The following is a 21,293-nucleotide window of genomic DNA, read 5'->3' as shown; positions in this document are numbered from 1 at the left end:
CGCTCAGGTCGACAAATGCCAGACCAGCGCGGCGGCCAGGGCGCCGAGCCCGTTCAGCGACCAATGCAGCGCGATCGGCGCGATCAGGCTGCCGCTGCGCCGGCGTAGCCAGCTGAAGACGAAGCCGGCGGCGCCGGTGGCCAGCACCGCCAGTGTCACTCCCGCCAGCATCCCCGCGATCCCGCCGCCGAACAGCCGGGTGAAGCCGACGTTGCTGCCGGTCAGACCCAGCGACGTCACCACGTGCCACAGGCCGAACAGCAGCGAGCCCGCCAACGCGACCCCGCGAAATCCCCAGGCGCGGTGCAGCGTGCCGTGCAGCACCCCGCGGAAGGCCAACTCCTCCGGGATCACCGTCTGCACGGGGATGATCACCATCGAGGCGATCAGGGCGCCGGACACCGAGGCGTAGCGGTGGTTCATGAACATCGGCCGGGTCACCGGCAAGAGCACACCGATCGCGATCACCGACGCGACGACGGCCACGGCGGCCAGCGCGTAACCGAGGCCGGATCGCCAGTGCTCACGGCCCAGACCGAGGTCGACCCAGGCCAGCCCGCTGCACCGCATCAGGATCACGAGCCCGACGGCGGCGGCGGGCACGGTGGCCACGCTCGCCCACGGGGTCGTGAAATGCGCGACCAGATTGGCCACGATCAAGACCACCACGACGACGGCGACGTCGAGCCGAAGACGGAATCGGTGCAGCGCCGAGAGCTGTGAGACCAGCGGATGGCTGTCGGCGCAGGCGGCGGTCTCGGGCATCAGGCAATGTTACCCGCGGGGCGGAGTCGACCCCGGGATCCGCTCGCTCGCCGCCGGGTTCAACGGGTCGCCTCGCTCCCGTCACTCACTGCGTTCGCTCCGCTCGCTCGCCGCCGGGTTCAACGGGTCGGCTCGCTCCCGTCACTCACTGCGTTCGCTCCGCTCGCTCGCCTCCGGGTTCAACGGGTCGGCTCCCTCCCGTCACTCACTGCGTTCGCTCCGCTCGCTCGCCGCCGGGTTCAACGGGTCGGCTCGCTCCCGTCACTCACTGCGTTCGCTCCGCTCGCTCGCCTCCCAGACCCACCCCGAGATCGCCGGGTCGTCCTCCCCGTGCTCCCGGGTGTAGGCGCGCGCGGCCAGACGGGCGTCCGTCATCTGCTGGCGCAGCACGGCGGCGCGGCTCGCCAGGCCGTCCACCCGGTCGATGACGTCCATGACCAGGTGGAAGCGGTCCAAGTCGTTGAGCATCACCATGTCGAACGGCGTCGTGGTGGTGCCGCGCTCCTTGAAGCCGCGAACGTGGATGTGCGGGTGGTTGGTCCGGCGATAGGTGAGCCGGTGGATCAGCCACGGGTAGCCGTGGTAGGCGAATATCACCGGCTTGTCGCGGGTGAACAACGCGTCGAACTCCCGGTCCGGCAGGCCGTGCGGGTGCTCGGAATCCGGCTGCAGCCGCATCAGGTCGACGACGTTGACCACCCGGACGGCCAGGCCGGGCAGTTCACGGCGCAGGATGTCGGCGGCGGCCAGGGTTTCCAGCGTCGGGATGTCGCCGGCGCACGCCAGCACCACGTCCGGCTCGTCGGTGGCCGTGCTCGCCCATGGCCAGATGCCCAGCCCGCGGGCGCAGTGCGCGATGGCCTGGTCCATGTCGAGGTAGGCCAGCGCGGGTTGCTTGCCGGCGACGACGACGTTGATGTAGTCGCGGCTGCGCAGACAGTGGTCGGCCACCGACAGCAGCGTGTTGCCGTCCGGCGGCAGGTATACCCGCGTCAACTCGGCCCGCTTGTTGGCGACCAGGTCGATGAAGCCGGGGTCCTGGTGCGACGCGCCGTTGTGGTCCTGGCGCCACACGTGGGAGGTCAGCAGGTAGTTCAGCGACGCGATGGGCCGCCGCCACGGCAGTTCGCGGCTGGTGGCAAGCCATTTGGCGTGCTGGTTGAGCATCGAGTCGACGATGTGCACGAAGGCCTCGTAGCAGTTGAACAGCCCGTGCCGGCCGGTCAGCAGATAGCCTTCCAGCCAGCCCTGGCACAGGTGCTCCGACAGCACCTCCATCACCCGCCCGTCGGGCGCGAGGTGCTCGTCGTCGGGGCCGATCTCGGACATCCATACCTTGTCGGTGACCCCGTACACGGCGTCGAGCCGGTTGGAGGCGGTCTCGTCGGGGCCCATGAGCCGGAAGCGGTCGGCGTTGCGGGCCATCACGTCCCGAAGGAAGGTGCCGAGTACGCGGGTGGCCTCGTGCGTGACGGCCGCGGGCTCCGGCACCGCGACGGCGTAGTCGCGGAAGTCCGGCAGGTCGAGGTCGTGCAGCAGCAGCCCGCCGTTGGCGTGCGGGTTGGCGCTCATCCGCCGCTCACCTTCGGGGGCCAGCGCCCGCAACTCCGCGCGCAGCCTGCCGTCGTCGTCGAAAAGCTCCTCGGGCCGGTAGCTGCGCAGCCACTGTTCGAGCTGCGCACGGTGTTCGGGGTTGTCGTGGGTCTCGGCGAGCGGCACCTGATGCGCCCGCCAGGTGCCCTCCACCTTCTTGCCGTCGACCACCTTCGGCCCCGTCCAGCCCTTGGGGGTGCGTAACACGATCATCGGCCAGACGGGCCGCTCGACCCGGTTGCCCTCGTTGTCGTTCAGGTTGTTGCTCGAGCGCGCGGTGCTCTGGATCACGCCGATTTCGTCGAAGGCGTCGTCGAGGGCGGCGGCCAGCTGCCGGTGGACGTCGGCCGGGTCGTCGCCGGCGACCGTGATCGGCCGGTAGCCGTAGCCGCGCAGCAGCGCCTCCAGCTCGTCGTGCGGGATGCGGGCCAGCACGGTGGGGTTGGCGATCTTGTAGCCGTTGAGCGCCAGGATCGGCAGCACCGCGCCGTCGCGGGCGGGGTTGAGGAACTTGTTGGAGTGCCAGCCGGCGGCCAGCGGTCCCGTCTCGGCCTCGCCGTCGCCGACCACGCACGCGACCACCAGGTCCGGGTTGTCGAACGCCGCGCCGAAGGCGTGCACCAGCGCGTAGCCCAGCTCGCCGCCCTCGTGGATGGACCCCGGCGTCTGGGCGGCGACGTGGCTGGGGATGCCACCGGGAAAAGAGAACTGCCGGAACAGCTTTCGCATGCCCTCGGCGTCTTGTTCGATGCCGGTGTACACCTCGCTGTAGGTGCCCTCGAGGTAGGCGTTGGCCACCAGCGCCGGGCCGCCGTGGCCGGGGCCGGTCACGTAGATGACGTTGGCGTCGCGGTTGCGGATCACCCGATTGAGGTGCGCGTAGATCAGGTTGAGCCCCGGTGTGGTGCCCCAGTGGCCCAGCAGCCGCGGTTTGACGTGCTCGGGCGCCAGCGGCTCGGCGAGCAGCGGGTTGGCCAGCAGGTAGATCTGGCCCACCGACACATAGTTGGCGGCCCGCCAGTAGGCGTTGATGAGGTCGAGTTCGTCGTCGGCGAGGGAAGCGGTGGTCATGGTTTGCAGGCTCACCCCGCCGATTGTGCGCGGAGCTGATGAATACCGCGAGAAGCTTAGGTCACTCTTCGCCGCGCGCCCGCGCCTCGTAGGCACGCCGCTTCTCGACGTCGACGTCGTCGGCGAAGAAGCGCTCGCCGCCGAGAGCCCGGTTGACGCTTTCGGCCACCGAGCGCGGCATGAACTTGGCCGACGAGACCAGCACGCCCATGGCCCTGGTGACACGGACCCGCGGCGTGGGCTTGGCGACCAGGCGCACGATCGCGTCGGCGATGTCGGCCGGCTCGGCGTTTCTGAACCCCTTCACTCCGGACGTGCCCGCGATGAGCTCGGTGTTGACGAACGTCGGCAACACCACAGAGAACTTCACGCCGGTCTTGCGGTACTCGAGCCGGGCAGTGTCGGTGAAGCCGACGACGGCGTGCTTGCTCGCGCAGTAGGTGGCCGCGCCGGGGATGTAGCTCTCGCCGGCCAGTGAGGCGACGTTGATGATGTGACCTCGCCGCCGTGGAACCATCAGCTTCAGCGCCAGCTTGCTGCCCAGGATCACGCCGTAGACGTTGATGTCCAGGATGCGGCGCGTCACCGCGTCCGACTCGTCGATGATCCGGCCGAGCGGCATGATACCGGCGTTGTTGATCAGCACGTCGATCGGGCCGAGTTGGCGTTCGACCTCGTCGAGGAAGTCGGCGAACGAGTGCGGTTCGGTGACGTCGAGCTTCCCGTAGACGTCGAGTCCGAGGCTCGCGCCGGACTCCTTCACCCGCACCTCGTCGACGTCGCCGATCGCCACCCTGGCGCCCAGCCTGTGCAGGGCGGTCGCGGTGGCCAGCCCGATCCCGCGGGCGCCGCCGGTGATGACGACGACCTTGTCGCGGACCCTGAGCCCGATGGATGCGGTGTCAGCCATTGTCCGTACCTCCGGTTCTTGACGGGTGTCAAGTCTGCGATGGGGTAAGCACAGCACTCCGCGCGGGGGAGCGCAACAACTTCAGGGACGGCGTTGCCGCAGCAGCGCTTCCGCGGTGCGCCTGCCGCTGACCAGGGCGCCCTGAATCGAGGCGGTGTCCCGGTGATCGCCACACCACCACAGTCCGTCGCGGATGTGCACGGGGCGGCGGACGGCCAGCGGCGGCGGTTGAGCGGGCAGCGCATGCTCGACGACGTGCCGCGTCACCGATTCCCAACGCCCGCCGTCAATTCCCAGGATCTCGGCGGCGTGCCGTCGCATCGCGGTCTCGGGCGGCGCCGCACGGTCAGGCCCCAGCAGCGCCGACGCGCTGATCAGGTGCCGCCCGGGTGGCGCGTACGTCGGCGCGGCGGCGCTGATGACGGCCGTGTTGACCACCGGTCCCGGCGGATCGGAACGGCTGTCGACCCAGAGCATGGGCGGCCCCGGGGGTGCCTCGTCGGCCGCCCACCAGTCGGTGACCACCGCGTGCGTCGCGGGCGTGGGCGCGCCGGTGAGCGCCGCCGCGGTCACCGGGCCGGTCGCCACGACGACATCGCGGGCGGTCGTCGTCTCGGGCCCGTGAACCGTCCACCGCCCCCCGCCATGCTCGAAATGAGTCATCTTGTGGTTCAACGAGATTCGGCCCGCGAGCGGCTCGGCGAGCCGGCGCGGCAGCGACCGCATCCCGCCCGCCGGCAACCCGGGAACCCCGAACAAGAACATGCGGGCCAACAGCAGGCCGAAGGCGTTGGACGTGCCGCCACTGTCGTCGAGCAGGACACCGGCGAGGAATCTGTCCACCGTGCGGCGCAGTTCACCGTGGGCGCCGCACCGGTCCAGGCTTCGCCGCAGGGTGTCGTCGTCGCGGCGCGACTTGAGCTTCGCGGGCCGCAGCGCCGGCAGCGCCCAGCGTGCCAGCGCGAGCGCCTCGCGGGGTCTGACCGCGCCCGAGGCGAGCATCCTGGGCACCAGCGCCGGTTCGCGCAGCGGGTGCACCAGCAGTGCCGCGCCGAGTTGTCGCCGGATCGCCACCCCGGCCCGGAAGGTCTGCAGGCGCAGCGCGGCCACGTCGACGGAGCGTTCGAGCTCGGGGTAAGCCGGATTGAGCACCTGGAATCCGCGGTCGCACAAAAACCCGTCGACCTCGTCGGTGCGGACGCGACCGCCGACGTCGTCGCCCGCCTCCCACACCCGCACGTCACGGCCGGCCGCCGCCAGTACGCCCGCGCAGCGCAGACCTGCCAAGCCCGCGCCGATGACCAGGACGTCGGGCCCGGCCGCCACGCCTACCAACCCGCCGATCCGGGAACGCCCTTGAACGGGCCCTCGATCCAGCTCGTCATCCAGCCGCCGTAGAACCCGCCGGGTTGCGGCACGACGACCTCGCCGTTGACCGTGCAGCGGTCGACCTGTGCCGCCATGACGGCGACCATGCCGGTGATCGCGGTGAATCCCGGCGACGGGTTGAGGTAGGCCCACGCGGCTTTCGGGGCGACGGCCCGGCCGCCGGTGACGTCGTAGTAGGTGGCCTCACCCTTCCATTCGCACCATGAGCTTCCCGACGCCTCCCGCAGGGCGCCGGCCGCGAACGCCTCGCGCGGAAGGTAGTACGTCGGCGGATGGCTGGTCTCGAGCACCCTGAGCGCGTCGGCCGTCGACGCGACGAGTTCGCCACCCAGCTCGACGGTGATGGAGCCGGCGAACGGCTCGACCCGTGGCGGCCGCGGATAGTCCCACACCGATTCCCGCCGCGGTGTGGCCCCATCGCGCGCGGTTCGGCTCATGCGTCGGCCTCCGGATCGTTCGACCACACCATGCTATCGGCCGCGCCGCCGGGCGCCGGTCGTCGCGGCGCCGGTCAGTGCAGCGTCAGCCACGCCAGGCTGCCGGCGCCGGCCAGCGCGCAGTAGATCGCGAAGGGCGTGAGGTCGCGGGTCTCGAAATACGCCGTCAGGAAACGCACCGCCAGGTAGGCGCTGACGAAGGACATGACGCTGCCGGCCAGTACCTGCCCCTGGATGCCGGTGGTCAGCGGCCCGAACAGCTCGGGGATCTTGTAGACGCCGGCCGCCAGGATGATCGGCGTCGCCAGCAGGAACGAGAATCGCGCCGCGTCTTCGTGTGACAGGCCGCGCCACAGGCCGGCGACGATGGTGATGCCCGAGCGGCTGATGCCGGGCAGCAGCGCGAGGATCTGCGCCGACCCGATCAGCACGCCGCGGCCCAGGGGCAGCCCGGCGAGCCGGTTGTCGACGGCCTCGCCGCTGTGGTCCTCCTCGGCCTCCGCGGGCCGGTCGGGCCCGGGCACGGGGGCGACGCGGCGGCGCAGCACCTCGCCCACGTAGAGGACGACGCCGTTGACGAGCAGGAACGCCGCCGCCGGAACGGGTTTGCCCAGTGTGGTGCGGAACAGCTGTTCGAGGGCCAGCCCGGCCAGCCCCACCGGAATGGTGGCCGCGACGATCAACCAGGCCAGCCGCTCGTCGGGGGTCCTGATGCGCCGGTGCCGCGCCGATGAGACGAACCCGGCGACGATGCGCAGCCAGTCGCGCCAGAAGAAGAGCAGCAGGGCGGCCGCGGTGGCGACGTGCAGGCCGACGATGAACGCCAGGTAGGGCGATTTCGGCGCCGAGACGTTGAGGTCGGTGGCCCATTGGCCGCCGATCAGGGCCGGCACCAGCACCGAATGTCCCAGGCTGGACACCGGGAACAGCTCGGTGACGCCCTGGAACGCACCCACCACCAGGGCCTCGACGTAGCTCAAGTGCGCGCTCATATGTTGGGCCCTTCGTCGGCATGGTTGGCCTGTGACGATAGCGGACGGCCGCGACGGGTGAGCGACGAGCGGCGCCCAATCGGATTCACCTGTACGACAGGCTGTTTCGCTGCGCACACGCGCAGGGGTGAGGATGGCGCGCCCGCGCAGGCGCCTGACCAGGCGGGTACGGTGTGCAGATGGTCGACGGGTTGCTGGGCGCCGTGCGCGTCCTGGACTTGTCCAACGGTGTGGCGGACACGGTGAGCCGGCTGTTCGCCGACCTGGGCGCCGACGTTCTCAAGGTGGAGTTCCCCGGTGGCAGTCCGGCCCGCGACGAGGCGCCCACGCTGGCCGGGGTGAGCATCCCGTTTGCCGTGCACAACGCCAACAAGCGCAGCACCGTGCTGGACCCGCTCGAGGACAGTGACTGCTACCGGCTCCTCGACCTGGCCGCGGAGGCCGACATCGTCGTTGACAGCGGCCCCGACGGGCTGGCCGCCGTCTACGGCACGTCGGGCCCGGAACTGGCCGCCCGCAACCAGCACCTGGTGGTGCTCTCGGTCACCGACTTCGGCGCGACGGGCCCGCGGTCCTCGTGGCAGGCCACCGATCCGGTGCTCTACGCGATGTCCGGGGCGCTGTCGCGTTCGGGTCCCACCAGCGGCACCCCCGTGCTGCCGCCGGACGGCATCGCCTCGGCCACCGCCGCCGTGCAGGCCGCGTGGGCGGCGCTGGTCGCCTACTACAACCGATTGCGCTGCGGCATAGGCGATTACATCGATTTCTCCCGGTTCGACGCCGTCGTGATGGCACTGGACCCGGCCTTCGGTGCGCACGGCCAGGTGGCCGCCGGCATCCGCCGCACCGGCCAATGGCGGGGCCGCCCGAAGAACCAGGACGCCTACCCGATCTATCCGTGCAAGGACGGCTACGTCCGGTTGTGCGTGATGGCCCCGCGGCAGTGGCGCGGCCTGCGGCGCTGGCTGGGCGAGCCGGAGGACTTCCAGGATCCCAAGTACGACGTGATCGGCGCGCGTTTCGCGGCGTGGCCGCAGATCAGCGCGCTGGTCGAGGCCTTGTTCGCCGGGCAGACGCGCGGCGAGCTGGTCACCGCGGGACAGGCGCACGGGGTGCCGATCGAAGCGGTCCTGACCCCGGCGGAGATCCTGGCCTCCGAGCATTTCGAGGCGGTCGGCGCGATCATCGACACCGAGCTCGCGCCCAACGTGCGCGCCCGGGTGCCGAGCGGCTACTTCGTCGTCGACGGGCGTCGCGCGGGCTTGCGCACCCCGGCGCCCGACGCGGGCGACGACGGACCGTACTGGCAGGGGAGCCCGTCGGTGGTGCCGTCGCCGTCCGGCAGGGTCGGGGATTATCCGTTCGCGGGGCTGCGGATCCTCGACCTGGGCATCATCGTCGCCGGCGGCGAACTGAGCCGGTTGTTCGGGGACCTGGGGGCCGAGGTGATCAAGGTCGAGAGCGCCGACTACCCGGACGGGCTGCGCCAGGCGCGCGTCGGCGAGGCCATGAGCGAGTCGTTCGCCTGGACGCACCGCAACCAGCTCGGGTTCGGCCTGGACCTGCGCAGCGACCAGGGCAAGGCGGTCTTCGGCCGGCTGGCCGCCGGCGCCGACGCGGTGTTCGCCAACTTCAAGCCGGGAACCCTTGCCGCACTTGGCCTGTCCTACGACAAGCTCCGCGCCGCCAACCCGCGCATCGTGCTCGCCGAAAGCAGCGCGTACGGCGACAGCGGGCCATGGAGCACCCGCATGGGTTATGGCCCGCTGGTCCGCGCCGCCACCGGCGTCACCCGGCTGTGGACCTCCGGCGACGCCGATGCGGGCGGGGGCGCGCGGCACGCCTTCTACGACGCGACGACGATCTTCCCCGACCACGTGGTGGGTCGCGTGACCGCGATCGCGGCGCTGGCGGCACTGATCCACCGCGACCGGACCGGGAGCGGGGCCCACGTCCACATCTCGCAGGCCGAGGTCGTGGTCAACCAACTCGACACGCTGTTCGTCACGCAGGGCGCACTCGCGGCGGGCAACACGCGGGTCCGTGAAGATACCGGCGTGCACGCCGTCTGTCCGTGTGCCGGTGACGACGAATGGTGCGTCGTCTCGATTCGTACCGACCACGAGTGGAGTTGTGTCGCAGCGCTTCTCGATCATCCCGGCTGGGCCGGCGACCCGCGGTTCGGCACCGGCGAGTCCCGCGTGCAAAACAAACGCGATTTGGTGGAGCTGGTGTCCGCCTGGACCCGCACCCGCACCCCGCAGCGGGCCGCCGAACTGCTGCAGGCGTCGGGGGTTCCGGCCGCGCCGATGAACCGTGCGCCCGACCTCCGGGAGGACCCGCAGCTGACCGCCCGGCACGTGTACGCCGAAATGGTCCATCCGCTGATCGACCGGCCGCTGCCGGCCGAGACGGGTCCCGCGCCGTTCCGCAACATCCCGCCGGCGCCGCAACGCCCCGCGCCTATGGCCGGGGAGAACACCACAGAGATCTGCCGCAACCTGCTCGGCATGTCCGCCGCCGAGACCGAGCGGCTGATCGGCGACCACGTGCTGTTCACCGCCGACGGCCGCTGACGGGCACTGACGGGCGCTCGAGATCACCACCCTCGAGCCCGAATGTGCGGCTGGCCGCACACTCGAGCCCGAGTGTGCGGCTGGCCGCACACTCGTCGTCCGATAGGTTCAGCAGCATGACTATCGACCCCCGGACACCGGTGCTGATCGGCTACGGCCAGGTCAATCATCGCGACGACATCGACCCGCAGCAGCGGTCCGTCGAACCGGTAGACCTGATGGCCGCCGCGGCGCGAAAAGCCGCCGACGCCCGGGTGATCGAGGCGGTGGATTCCATCCGTGTGGTGAACGTGCTGTCGGCGCACTACCGGGATCCCGGACTGCTGCTCGGCGAGCGGATCGGTGCCGGTGGCTCCACCACGCTATACAGTCCCGTCGGGGGCAACGTGCCGCAGTCGCTGGTCAACCAGGCGTGCCTGGACATCGCGCAGGGCAGGGCCGCGGTGGTGCTGCTGGCGGGAGCCGAGACCTGGCGCACCAGGACGAGTCTCAAGCGGCAGGGCGGCCGGCTCACGTGGACCGAGCAGGACAACTCGGTGCCCATGGCGGATGTCAGCGGCGACGACGTCCCGATGGCCGGGGAGGCGGAGATCAGGATCCGGCTGGACCGGCCGGCCTACGTCTACCCGTTGTTCGAGCAGTCGCTGCGCATCGCCAACGGCGAGTCGGGCGGGGATCACCGCGCGCGCATCGCCCGGCTGTGGGCGCGCTTCAACGCCGTCGCGGTCGACAACCCGCACGCCTGGATCCGCGATGCGGTGACCGCCGAGGAGATCCGGGAGCCCGGCCCGACGAACCGGATGATCAGCTGGCCCTACACCAAGCTGATGAACTCCAACAACATGGTCGACCAGGGCGCGGCGCTGGTCCTGACGTCGGTCGAACGGGCCCGCAGCCTGCAGATCCCCGAGGAGCGCTGGGTTTACCCGCACGCGGGCACCGACGCGCACGACACCCCGGCGATCGCCGAGCGCGACGAGTTGCATCGGTCGGCGGCCATCCGGGTCGCCGGGGCGCGGGCGCTCCAGCTGGCGGGGCTCGGCGTCGACGACCTCGACTACGTCGACCTGTATTCGTGCTTCCCGTCCGCCGTCCAGGTGGCGGCCGCCGAGCTGGGGCTGAGCACCGATGATCCGGCCCGCCCGCTGACCGTCACCGGTGGCTTGACGTTTGCCGGCGGACCCTGGAGCAATTATGTGACGCATTCGATCGCCACCATGGCGGAGTTGCTGGTCGCCAATCCCGGCCGGCGCGGCCTGATCACCGCCAATGGCGGCTACCTGACCAAGCACAGCTTCGGCGTGTACGGCACCGAGCCGCCGGAGTGTTTCCGGTGGGAGGACGTGCAACCGGCCGTCGACCGCGAGCCGACCCGCAAAGGCCTGGTCGAGTGGGAGGGCGTCGGCATCGTCGAGTCGTGGACGACGCCGTTCGACCGCGAGGGGAGGCCACAGAAGGCGTTTGTGGCCGTGCGCACGCCCGACGGGGCGCGCGCGCTGGCGGTCATCAACGATGCCGACGAGGCGGCCGCATCGGTGGCCGACGACATCCGGGGCGCCAAGGTCGCGGTCGCCGCGGACGGCAGCGCGACACTCCGGTAGCCGGCCGGGCACATCGCCCCAGCACAGCGGGCCGTCCGGAGCGTAACGGTCGCGTACGCCGGACCGACGTGCCTATTGTTTAGTCTTACGTTGGGGGAGGTGAGCCCCAGGTGCGCATCCTGGTTACCGACGCCACCGGCGCGGTGGGGAGGCTGGTTACCCAGCAGCTGATCGCCGCGGGGCATTCGGTCAGCGGCATTGCCGATCGCCCCCACCCGTGTGTCGATCGCAACGTCGAGCTGGTTTGCTCTCCGCTGCACGCCCCGATCCTGCGACAGCTCGCCGACGAGGCCGACGCCGTCATTCACCTCGCCCCGGTCGACGACACCGCGCCCGGCGGCGCCGGACTCGACGGCCTCGCGCAGGTCACCGACGCGGCCGCCCGCGCGGGCGCCCGGCTGCTGATGGTCTCCCAGGCCGCCGGCCCGCCTGACCTGTACGGGCCGGCCGAGGCTCTGGTGGCTTCCAGCTGGGGGCCGAGTCTGGTCGTCCGGATCGCCCCGCCGGTCGGCCGCCAGCTCGACTGGATGGTATGCCGGACGGTCGCCACGCTGCTGCGCGCCAAGGCGACGGTGCAGCCGATGCGTGTCCTGCACGTCGAGGACCTGGTGCGCTTCCTGCTCTTCTCGCTGAGCACCGACCGCACCGGCGTCGTCGACCTCGCGACCCCGGACACCGTCAACGTGGTCACCGCGTGGCGGCTGCTGCGTTGCGTCGACTCCCGCTCCCGGCTGCACCGCATCCAAAGCTGGTCCGAACTCATCCCAGACATGAATATCACTGCTGTACAAGAGGATTGGCAGTTCGACTTCGGCTGGCAGGCGCTCGAGGCGGTTGCCGACACGGCGCGCGGCCTGGGCGGGCGCCGGCTCGGGCCCGCGGGCGCGATCAGCCGCGGGGGACAGACGGCGCTGCCGGTGGAGGTGCTCCCGCGGCCCCGGCAGTCCGAGGAGCTGTCCAGCGCGGCCCCCGAGGGCGTGGAGGGGGAGTTCGACGACCGGATCGACCCGAGGTTCCCGGTGTTCAGCGCGGCCGGCCTCGCCGAGGCGCTGCCCGGGCCCCTGACCCCGATGACGCTGGACGTCCAGCTGAACGGCCTGCGCGTCGCCAACCGGGTGATGGGTCAGGTGCTCGCGCTCGGCGGCGTGGTGGACGACGAATGGGGCACCAGGGCCATCGCGGTGTTCGGTCACCGCGCCTACGTGGGGGTGTCGGCCAACATCGTCGCCGCGACCCAGCTGCCCGGGTGGGATCAGCACGCCGTCACCCGGCGCGCCCTGATGGATCAGCCGCAGGTGGGCGATCCCCTGCCGTTCGGGGACCCCCGGCTGGCGGTCGGGGCGCTCGGGTCGGTCGCCAAGGCGGTGGCCGCGACGCGCTCGCTGGCGTCGCTGCGTCATCTCAAGTCCGACACCAGCGCCTACGCGGCCGCGGCCGAGGCCGAGCACATGGACGCGGCCGGGCTGGAATTGCTGCCGGACGCCGCGCTGGAGGTACGCGTTCGGCTGCTGCGCGATCGCATCCACCAGGGCTGGATACTCACCGGGCTGTGGTTGATCGACACCGGCGTCACCGCGGCGACGCTGGGACGCGCCCGCGCGGCGTCGACCGTGGCCGGGGTGGACATGATCGTGGAGAGCACCCGCATCGCCACCGAAACCGCCGAACTGGCAGCCTTTTTGCGCGCGGACCCGGCGCTGGGCGCGCTGGCCCGCGAGGGCAACCTCGCCAGCATCCGCGCGCTGTCCCCGAAGACCGCGGCGGCCCTCGACTCCGCGGTCGCCCGCATCGGGCACCGCGGGCCAGGCGAGGTCGAATTGGCCAGCCCCGCCTTCGCCGACGACCCGGTGATGTTGCTGACGGCGGCGGCGAAGGCCGCCGAGGCCGCCGCACCCGCCGGGGCCGACCGGGACCCGCAGCCGCCGGCGACCAGGGCCAGGCGGATGGCGGCCAGTGCCCGCGGCTCCAGGGAGCTGGCGCACGACACCACCCTCAGGTTCACCCATGAGCTCCGAATGTGTCTGCGTGAGTTGGGGTCTCGCCGAGTTGCGGCCGATCTGATCGACGCCGTCGACGACGTGTACTACCTGACCTGCGACGAACTGGTCACCATGCCGGGCGACGCGCGGTTGCGGATCAAGCGCCGCCGCGCCGAGCGGGAACGCCTCGGGGCGCAGCGCCCGCCGGAGGTCATCGACGGGGCGTGGCAGCCCGTCGACAGGACGGCCGATTCCTCCGGACTGGCCGCCGGTGCCGGCTGACCGGTAACGGGTTGACAGCGCAAGCGGCCGGACTGCGCGAATTGGCCGGTTAGTCGCTGCGCTTTCAGTGGCGTTTGGGCCGGCTTCTGCGCGCCGCCGGGTCGCAGATACGCGCGCGATAGGCGGTAATCTGCGCGTTTGCGCTGATGTTTGCCGCACGCGGCGCCCGCATGCTGGCTAGCATGAGCGAGATCGATCCGCGCGCGGACCTGCCGCTGGTGGACTGGAGCGATCTTGGCGTGAGTGGGCTTTTGCCGACGGGCACGGTGACGTTGCTGTTGGCTGATGTGGAAGGTTCGACGCGGCTGTGGGAGACCCAGCCCGCCGAGATGACCGCGGCTGTGGCGCGGCTCAATCAAACGGCCTCCGACATGATCGCCGCCCATGATGGAGTACGCCCCGTAGAGCAGGGCGAGGGCGACAGTTTTGTGGCCGCGTTCGCGCGCGCCTCTGACGCGGTGGCCTGCGCGCTCGAGTTGCAGTTGGCGCCGCTGGCCCCGCTCCTGTTGCGCATCGGCGTTCACACGGGCGAGGTGCAGCTGCGCGATGAGGGCAACTACGCCGGTCCGACCATCAACCGCACTGCGCGGCTGCGCGATCTGGCCCACGGCGGTCAGACCGTGCTGTCAGGTGCGGCAGAACCCCTGGTGATCGACCGGCTACCGCAAGGCGCTTGGCTGACCGATCTGGGTACCCACCCGTTGCGTGACCTGCCTCGCCCAGAACGAGTTGTGCAACTGTGCCACCCCGATCTGGTCAACGAGTTCGCGCCCCTGCGAGTCTCGGCCACCGTTGCGTCCACTCGTCTTCCGGTGCAGCTGACCAGTTTTGTGGGTCGCGACGCGGAGGGGACACAGCTGCGCGAGCTGCTGACCGATAACCGGGTGGTGACGTTGACCGGCGCGGGCGGGGCCGGCAAAACGCGGCTGGCGATCGAGGTCGCGGCCCAGATGACGGACGCGTACGCCGACGGTGTGTGGTACGTCGACCTGGCGCCGATCACCGACCCCGAGCTGGTGCCGCTGACGGTGGCACGTGCCTTGGGGTTGCCCGATCAACCGGGCCGCTCCACGACGGACAACGTGCTGCGGTTCGTCCGCGACCGTCAGATGCTGGTGGTGCTGGACAACTGCGAGCATCTGCTCGATGCCAGCGCCGAGATGGTCGTCGCCCTCCTGAGTGGGGCGGCGCAGCTGACCTGTCTCGCCACCAGCCGTGAGGCGATCGGCGTCGCGGGCGAGGTGAGCTGGCGGGTGCCCTCACTCTCGCTGGTTGGTGATGCGGTCGAGTTGTTCAGCGACAGGGCGCGTAATGCCCGCCCCGGTTTCACCGTGACTGATGACAATGCCGCAACTGTGGCGGAGATTTGTGCGCGCCTGGACGGGGTGCCGCTGGCGATCGAGCTGGCCGCGGCGCGGGTTCGGGCGTTGTCACCGGTCGAGATCCTCGACGGCCTGCATGACCGGTTCAGGCTGTTGACCGGTGGTGCGCGGACCGCGGTGCGCCGCCAGCAGACATTGCGCGCCTCGGTGGACTGGTCGCACGCTTTGTTGACCGAGCCCGAACGGGTCCTGTTGCGTCGGTTGGCGGTATTCACCGGCGGATTCGACTTCGACGCCGCCCAAGCGGTCGCCGGTGGCGGTGGGGTGGAGCGTTACCACGTGCTCGATCAACTCACCCTGCTGGTGGACAAGTCGTTGGTGGTGGCCGACGACACCGGGGGCGCAACGCGCTACCGGTTGCTGGAAACGGTGCGCCAGTACGCCCTGGAAAAGCTCGGCGAGTCCGGCGAGGCCGACGCCGTGCGCTCGCGCCACCGAGACCATTACACGGCACTGGCCGCCCTGGTCGACGCTCCGGCAGACGGTGACTATGAGCAGCGCATCGAGCAGGCCGAAATCGAAATCGGCAACATGCGCGCCGCGTTTGAGTGGAGCAGGGAAAACTCCGAGGTAGAGATGGCCCTGGCGCTGGCGTCGTCTTTGCAGCCGCTGTGGCAGGCGCGGGGACGCATCCGGGAAGGGCTGGCCTGGTTCGATGCCGCACTCACTTGTGAGGTCGCGCAGGACGCCGAAGTGGCCGCCGCGGTGCGCGCCCGGGCGCTGGCCGACATAGCGGTGCTTGAGCTATTCTGCGGCGCTGCCGACAGTGCGTCCCACGCGCAGCAAGCTCTGGTCCTCGCGCGTGATGTCGACGACCCGGCCGTGCTGGCCAGGGCGCTGACCGCCTGTGGCCTTACCGCCGCTTACAACGCCGAGTTGGCAGGGAAGTACTTCGCCGAGGCGGTCGGACTCGTCCGGGAGTTGCACGACAAGTGGCGGCTGAGCCAGATACGGGCCCAGCAGGCCGCGGCGGCGATCGCCGCCGGCGACCCGATAGCGGCGCGCGTGGCAGCCGAAGAAGGACGCGACCTCGCCGACGCGATCGGCGATCGATTCGCCTCGCGCCACTGCCGCATGTGCCTGGGTTTGACCCAGGTTTACCAGGGCGATCTGGCTGGAGCCGTCGCACAATTCCGCGCGGTGGCCGCAGAGGCCAAGATCAGCCACGATGGGGTCCACGCGGCGGTGAGCCTCGCGCACCAGGGCACCGCGCTGGCACGGCAGGGGAAGCCAGACGCGGCCCGCGCCGCGGCCGACGCCAGCCTGGAGTCCGTATCCGAGTTTGGCTCGCTTATCGCCAGCGTTGGTTTTTATGCGTTGGCAAATGCGGCCCTGGCCGCCGGCGACGTCGGGACTGCGCGCGACGCGACCGCGGCGGCCTGGAAGCACGGGAATTTCGCGCCGGGCTTTGCGGCGCACCTGCGCCCCATCGTTGCAGCGGCCGCACAGGCAGGCGGGGATCTGATCGCCGCTCGGCGCTGGGCCGACGAAGCGGTCGCAACGGCGCCCGGATGGATCATGATGTTGGCGCTGAGCACACGCGCACGGGTGGCGATCGCCCAGGGTGAGCCGGAGCAGGCCGAACGCGACGCCCGCGACGCGCTCGCGCGTGTGGCCGAGCTCGGGGCGCACCTGGGCATTTGCGACACCCTGGAGTGCCTCGCCGCTCTGGCCGGGCATGGCGGCAGCCACCGCGAAGCGGCGCGGCTGTTCGGCGCGGCACACGGCATCCGGGAACGCGTCGGTGAGGTGCGGTTCAAGGTCTGGAACGACGGCTACGAGGTCTGGCTGACAGAAGTCCGTAACGCTTTGGGCAGCAATGCCTTTGACGCTGCCTGGGCCGAGGGTGCGGCCCTTTCCACACAGGAGGCGATCGCCTATGCCCAGCGCGGCCGCGGCCAGCGCAAACGCCCGGCCAGCGGCTGGGCGTCGCTCACCCCCACCGAACGCGACGTCGTACGCCTGGTCAGCGAAGGACTGGCCAACAACGACATCGCCGCAAGGCTTTTCGTTTCACCACGCACCGTGCAAACCCACCTCACCCACGTCTACACCAAGCTTGGACTGACCAGCCGCGTGCAACTCGCCCAAGAGGCCGGTCGCCACACCTGAAGGTTGCCGGCCATCGGCAGGATGAGGGAACTCCCCGGGGCGTGGCAGCCCGTTGAACCGGAAAGCGGTTCAACCTAACAGGTCTCGTAGGCTCAGCGCGTTACGCACGGCGTGGCCGCCCAGGTCGTTGTTGAAGTACATCCAGACATCCCTACCGTCTGAGTCCCATTCGGCGATCTGAGCCGCCCACCGGCGCAGATCCTGATCGGGGTACGAGCCCTCGTACATCGCGTCCGGATCGGGCCCATGCATCCGCACGTACACCAGGTCGGTGGTGGCCCGTGGGATACACGGCAAACCCGCTCCGCTCATCACCACGTACGCGGCCCCGCGACGTTCCAGCACCGCGTACACGGCCGGATCGTTCCACGACGGGTGCCGCAGCTCGACGGCCACCCGAATCGACGGGGGGACGCTGCGCAGGAAGGAATCCAGGCGCTCGTCATCGCGCTGCTGCTCGGGGTGCAGCTGCACGAGCAGCACGCCGTGGCGGTCACCCAGCACCTGCCAGCACCGCTCGAAGCGCTCGATCCACGGTTCGGCGTTGGCCAGGCGCCGGTAGTGGGTCAGCCCGCGGTGCGCCTTGACCGACATGGTGAACCCTTCGGGCAGTTGATCACGCCAGCCCGCGAACGTCGAATCCTTGGGCCAGCGGTAGAAACTCGCGTTCAGTTCGACGGTGTCGAAGACTTCGGTGTAGCGGGCCAGCCGGCGGGCTTGCGGCAACCCGGGGGGGTAGAGCACGCCGGTCCAGTGGTTGTAGGACCACCCGGAGGTGCCGATCCGTATCGTCACCGCCGTTCAGCCCATCACCTGCCGGCGCACGTCGTCGTCCAGCGACACCCTGATGAGCGCGGCGGCGAGCCGCGCACTACCTTGCGGAGCAAGGGCTTTGAGCTTCGCCGGCGAGTCGGGCAGGCCCAGGCTCTTGGCCGCGGCGGTGGCGCGGTCGTCGAAGTAGGGCCGCACCCAGGTCCACACGTCCTGGACTTCGCGCAGGTAGATGTCGGCGCCGGTGTCGCCGATTCCCTTGAACTTCTTGAGCATACGTTTCGCGGTCGCGGGGTCGTGCTCGCAACGGACGGCGAGTTCGCGAAGGTCCCCGGAGTAGTCGTCGCGGACCCGCTCGGCCATCTCGGTGAGCCGGGTGGCCGAACTCTCGTCGTAGCGCGCGTAGTGCGCACGGCCGAACACGTCGATCATGGTCCGGCGATCCGATTGCAGCACCGCCTTCGGCGTGCGCAGGCCCGCCTTGAACAACTCCCGGGCGGCGCCCATGGCGATGGTGGCGTCGATCGGCTTGCTCGCGAGCATGCACAGCACGAGGAGCTGGAACAGGGGCATGGGCTTGTCGTCGAGCTTGATCCCGGCCTCGGCTGCGTAGGTCGTTCCGGCGACCTCGGGCAGCCTTTCGACGATCTGCTTCGGCTTGTCCATGCCGCACCGCCTACCCGCACCGGCTCCCGGCAAACCGGGGCCGTCACTTCGGCGGGAGGCTGCGCGCGTGGCCCACCCCGCGGGTTACCCAGCCGTGCAGCTGGCGTCGGGTTTTCACCCCGGCGGTCTCGACGCGCAGCCAGCCGCGGGTCTCGCGTCCCGCCATCACCATGGGATGGACGTGGGCGCGTTGCAGCAGTTCGTCGGTGTCGTCCGGCGGCACGCGGACCAGCAGCCCGCCCTGCCCGCTTACGGCGACGGACATGTTGCCGTTGATCAGAAACGCCAGGCCGCCGAACATGCGCTTCTCCTCGACGCCGCGCTCGGCGCCGAGGAGTTCGCGAATCCTGTCGGCGAGGTCCTCGTCGTAGGCCACCCGCAGACCTTAACGCCGAGTGTCACGCCCGCCCAGCGGGATCAGGCCGCCGCCGCGCTGTGCGTCGCCGGCTCCAGGGCCTGCGCGACGATCTCGGCGACGTCGGCCATCGGCTTGACCGTCAGCGCCCCGAGCACCTCGGCGGGCACGTCATCGAGATCCGGCTCGTTGCGCGCCGGGATGAACACCGTTGACAGTCCGGCACGTTGGGCCGCCAGCAGCTTCTGCTTGACGCCGCCGATCGGCAGCACCCGTCCGTTCAGTGTGACCTCGCCGGTCATGCCGACGTCGGAGCGGACCTGACGCCCGGTGGCCATCGACACCAGCGCGGTCACCATGGTGACACCGGCCGACGGACCGTCCTTCGGGACGGCGCCGGCGGGCACGTGCACGTGGATGCGCCGGTCCAGCGCCGACGGGTCGACACCGAGTTCCGCGGCGTGGGAGCGCACGTAGGACAACGCGATCTGCGCCGACTCCTTCATCACGTCACCCAGCTGACCGGTCAGCTGCAACCCCGCCTCGCCGTCGGTCGCCCCGGCCTCGATGTAGAGCACATCACCGCCGAGGCCCGTGACGGCCAAACCGGTGGCCACGCCCGGCACCGCGGTGCGCTCCGCCGACTCGGGCGTGAACCGCGGACGGCCCAGGTAATCAACCAGATCCGGCTCGTCGACGGTAACGGGCCCACTTTCGGAGGCGAGCTTCGTCGTCACCTTGCGCAACGCCTTGGCCAGCAGTCGTTCGAACTGCCGCACGCCGGGCTCGCGCGTGTAGTCGGCGGCGATCTTGCGCAGCGCGGCGTCGGTGACGGTCACCTCGTCGTCGCTGAGCGCCGCCCGCTCCCGCTGCCGGGGCAGCAGGTAGTCGCGCGCGATGGCGACCTTGTCGTCCTCGGTGTAGCCGTCGATCGCCACCAGCTCCATCCGGTCCAGCAGCGCCGACGGGATGTTCTCGATGACGTTGGCGGTGGCCAAAAACAACACGTCGGACAGGTCCAGGTCCAGGTCCAGGTAGTGGTCCCGGAACGTGTGGTTCTGCGCCGGGTCCAGCACCTCGAGCAGCGCGGCGCTCGGGTCGCCGCGGTAGTCGGAGCCGACCTTGTCGATCTCGTCAAGCAGCACAACGGGATTCATCGAACCCGCCTCGCCTATCGCGCGCACGATGCGGCCCGGCAACGCCCCCACGTAGGTGCGCCGGTGGCCGCGGATCTCGGCCTCGTCGCGCACCCCGCCCAGGGCCACGCGCACGAACTTGCGGCCCAGCGCCCTTGCCACACTCTCGCCCAGTGACGTCTTGCCGACCCCGGGAGGCCCGGCCAGCACCATAACCGCGCCCGAACCGCGGCCGCCGACCACCTGCAGCCCGCGCTGCGCGCGGCGCGCCCGCACGGCCAGGTACTCGACGATGCGGTCCTTGACGTCGTCCAGCCCGTGGTGGTCGGCGTCCAGGATCTCCCGCGCGGCCCCCAGGTCGGTGGAATCGTCGGTCTTGACGTTCCACGGCAGATCCAGCACCGTGTCCAGCCAGGTGCGAATCCAGCTGCTCTCCGGGCTCTGGTCGCTGGACCGCTCCAGCTTGCCGACCTCGCGCAGCGCGGCCTCGCGCACGTTCTCGGGCAGCTCGGCGGCCTCGACGCGGGCCCGGTAGTCGGCTGAGTTGCCGGCACCGTCGGGGTCCATGTCGCCGAGCTCCTTGCGGATGGCGGCCAGCTGCTGACGCAGCAGGAACTCCTTCTGCGTCTTTTCCATGCCCTCCCGCACGTCCTCGGCGATCTTGTCGTTGACCTCGACCTCGGCCAGGTGGCCGCTGGTCCAGTCGATCAGCACCCGCAGCCGCTCGGCCACGTCGACGGTCTCGAGCAGTTGCCGCTTCTGCACGTCGGTGAGGTAGGAGGCGTAGCCGGAGGTGTCCGCCAGCGCCGAAGGGTCGGTCAGGCTGTTGACGTGGTCGACGATCTGCCAGGCCTCACGACGCTGCAGCATGGCCAGCAACAGCTTCTTGTATTCCGCCGCCAGCGCCTTGACCTCGTCGGTCACCGGCGTCTGGGCGACCTCGGTCACCTCGACCCACAGCGCCGCGCCCGGCCCGGACGCTCCCGCGCCGATCTGCGCCCTGCGCTCACCGCGCACGACGGCCGCGGTGCCGCCGCCCGCGATGCGGCCGACCTGCAATATCTTCGCGATCACGCCGTGCGAGGGGTAACGATCCTCCAGCCGGGGTGCGATCAGGAGTTGCCCCGATTCGCTCGCCTGAGCGGCGTCGATCGCCGCACGCGCGGCGTCGTCGAGCGCTACCGGCACGACCATCCCGGGCAACACGATCGTGTCGGTGACGAACAGCACCGGCACGGACTTGGCTTCAGCCATCGATCCTCCAAAACTTGAGTCT

Annotated in this window: 14 protein-coding genes; 4 read left to right on the top strand and 10 right to left on the bottom strand. The window is 70.5% G+C overall.

Annotation, left to right across the window (positions count from 1 at the left end; all coding sequences use genetic code 11):
- Nucleotides 1-3: 3 nt before the first annotated feature.
- The 6 genes from G6N48_RS06790 to G6N48_RS06765 form a co-directional block, all read right to left on the bottom strand.
- Nucleotides 4-765, bottom strand: coding sequence for a CPBP family intramembrane glutamic endopeptidase (locus G6N48_RS06790; RefSeq protein WP_085270583.1), 762 nt, complete (start codon nt 763-765; stop codon nt 4-6).
- Nucleotides 766-1,026: 261 nt separating this feature from the next.
- Nucleotides 1,027-3,444, bottom strand: a complete 2,418-nt coding sequence (locus G6N48_RS06785) for a phosphoketolase family protein (RefSeq protein WP_179969854.1) — start codon at nt 3,442-3,444, stop codon at nt 1,027-1,029.
- Nucleotides 3,445-3,490: 46 nt separating this feature from the next.
- On the bottom strand, nt 3,491-4,339 hold the full coding sequence (locus tag G6N48_RS06780) for an SDR family oxidoreductase (RefSeq protein WP_085270582.1): 849 nt from the start codon (nt 4,337-4,339) through the stop codon (nt 3,491-3,493).
- Between the two features lie 81 nt (nt 4,340-4,420).
- The gene (locus G6N48_RS06775; RefSeq protein ID WP_085270581.1) at nt 4,421-5,665 is read right to left on the bottom strand and encodes an NAD(P)/FAD-dependent oxidoreductase; all 1,245 of its coding nucleotides are present in this window, start codon (nt 5,663-5,665) and stop codon (nt 4,421-4,423) included.
- A 2-nt stretch (nt 5,666-5,667) separates the two neighbouring features.
- A complete protein-coding gene (locus G6N48_RS06770) occupies nt 5,668-6,165 on the bottom strand; it encodes a DUF427 domain-containing protein (protein WP_085270580.1) in 498 nt (165 codons plus the stop codon).
- 74 nt (nt 6,166-6,239) lie between these two features.
- Complete coding sequence (locus G6N48_RS06765) at nt 6,240-7,157, bottom strand: undecaprenyl-diphosphate phosphatase (RefSeq protein ID WP_085270579.1); 918 nt, start codon at nt 7,155-7,157, stop codon at nt 6,240-6,242.
- A 179-nt stretch (nt 7,158-7,336) separates the two neighbouring features.
- On the opposite strand from G6N48_RS06765, the gene G6N48_RS06760 reads away from it, so the two are divergent.
- The 4 genes from G6N48_RS06760 (at nt 7,337) to G6N48_RS06745 (ending at nt 17,089) form a co-directional block, all read left to right on the top strand.
- The gene (locus G6N48_RS06760) at nt 7,337-9,733 is read left to right on the top strand and encodes a CaiB/BaiF CoA-transferase family protein (protein ID WP_163670802.1); all 2,397 of its coding nucleotides are present in this window, start codon (nt 7,337-7,339) and stop codon (nt 9,731-9,733) included.
- A 116-nt stretch (nt 9,734-9,849) separates the two neighbouring features.
- Complete coding sequence (locus G6N48_RS06755; protein ID WP_085270577.1) at nt 9,850-11,334, top strand: acetyl-CoA acetyltransferase; 1,485 nt, start codon at nt 9,850-9,852, stop codon at nt 11,332-11,334.
- 110 nt (nt 11,335-11,444) lie between these two features.
- A complete protein-coding gene (locus G6N48_RS06750) occupies nt 11,445-13,595 on the top strand; it encodes a Rossmann-fold NAD(P)-binding domain-containing protein (RefSeq protein ID WP_085270576.1) in 2,151 nt (716 codons plus the stop codon).
- A 239-nt stretch (nt 13,596-13,834) separates the two neighbouring features.
- Complete coding sequence (locus G6N48_RS06745) at nt 13,835-17,089, top strand: helix-turn-helix transcriptional regulator (protein WP_232066762.1); 3,255 nt, start codon at nt 13,835-13,837, stop codon at nt 17,087-17,089.
- Nucleotides 17,090-17,158: 69 nt separating this feature from the next.
- Here G6N48_RS06745 and G6N48_RS06740 read toward each other — a convergent pair whose 3' ends face one another.
- Genes G6N48_RS06740 through lon form a run of 4 tightly spaced genes read right to left on the bottom strand, consistent with a single transcriptional unit; the run spans nt 17,159 to nt 21,271 of the window.
- Nucleotides 17,159-17,884: a DUF72 domain-containing protein gene (locus tag G6N48_RS06740; protein WP_085270574.1), complete on the bottom strand. Its 726-nt coding sequence runs from the start codon at nt 17,882-17,884 to the stop codon at nt 17,159-17,161.
- Nucleotides 17,885-17,890: 6 nt separating this feature from the next.
- The gene (locus tag G6N48_RS06735; RefSeq protein WP_085270573.1) at nt 17,891-18,526 is read right to left on the bottom strand and encodes an HhH-GDP family DNA glycosylase; all 636 of its coding nucleotides are present in this window, start codon (nt 18,524-18,526) and stop codon (nt 17,891-17,893) included.
- Nucleotides 18,527-18,569: 43 nt separating this feature from the next.
- Nucleotides 18,570-18,902, bottom strand: a complete 333-nt coding sequence (locus G6N48_RS06730; RefSeq protein ID WP_085270572.1) for a TfoX/Sxy family protein — start codon at nt 18,900-18,902, stop codon at nt 18,570-18,572.
- Nucleotides 18,903-18,943: 41 nt separating this feature from the next.
- Entirely contained in the window at nt 18,944-21,271 is a 2,328-nt protein-coding gene (gene lon, locus G6N48_RS06725) for an endopeptidase La (protein WP_085270571.1), read from the bottom strand.
- Between the last annotated feature and the right edge of the window lie 22 nt (nt 21,272-21,293).

Origin of the sequence: Mycobacterium parmense, assembly GCF_010730575.1 — a bacterium.
Lineage (GTDB): Bacteria > Actinomycetota > Actinomycetes > Mycobacteriales > Mycobacteriaceae > Mycobacterium > Mycobacterium parmense.
The sequence above is the reverse complement of the archived record's forward strand: the minus strand, read 5'-3'. Positions and strand labels throughout refer to the sequence as shown.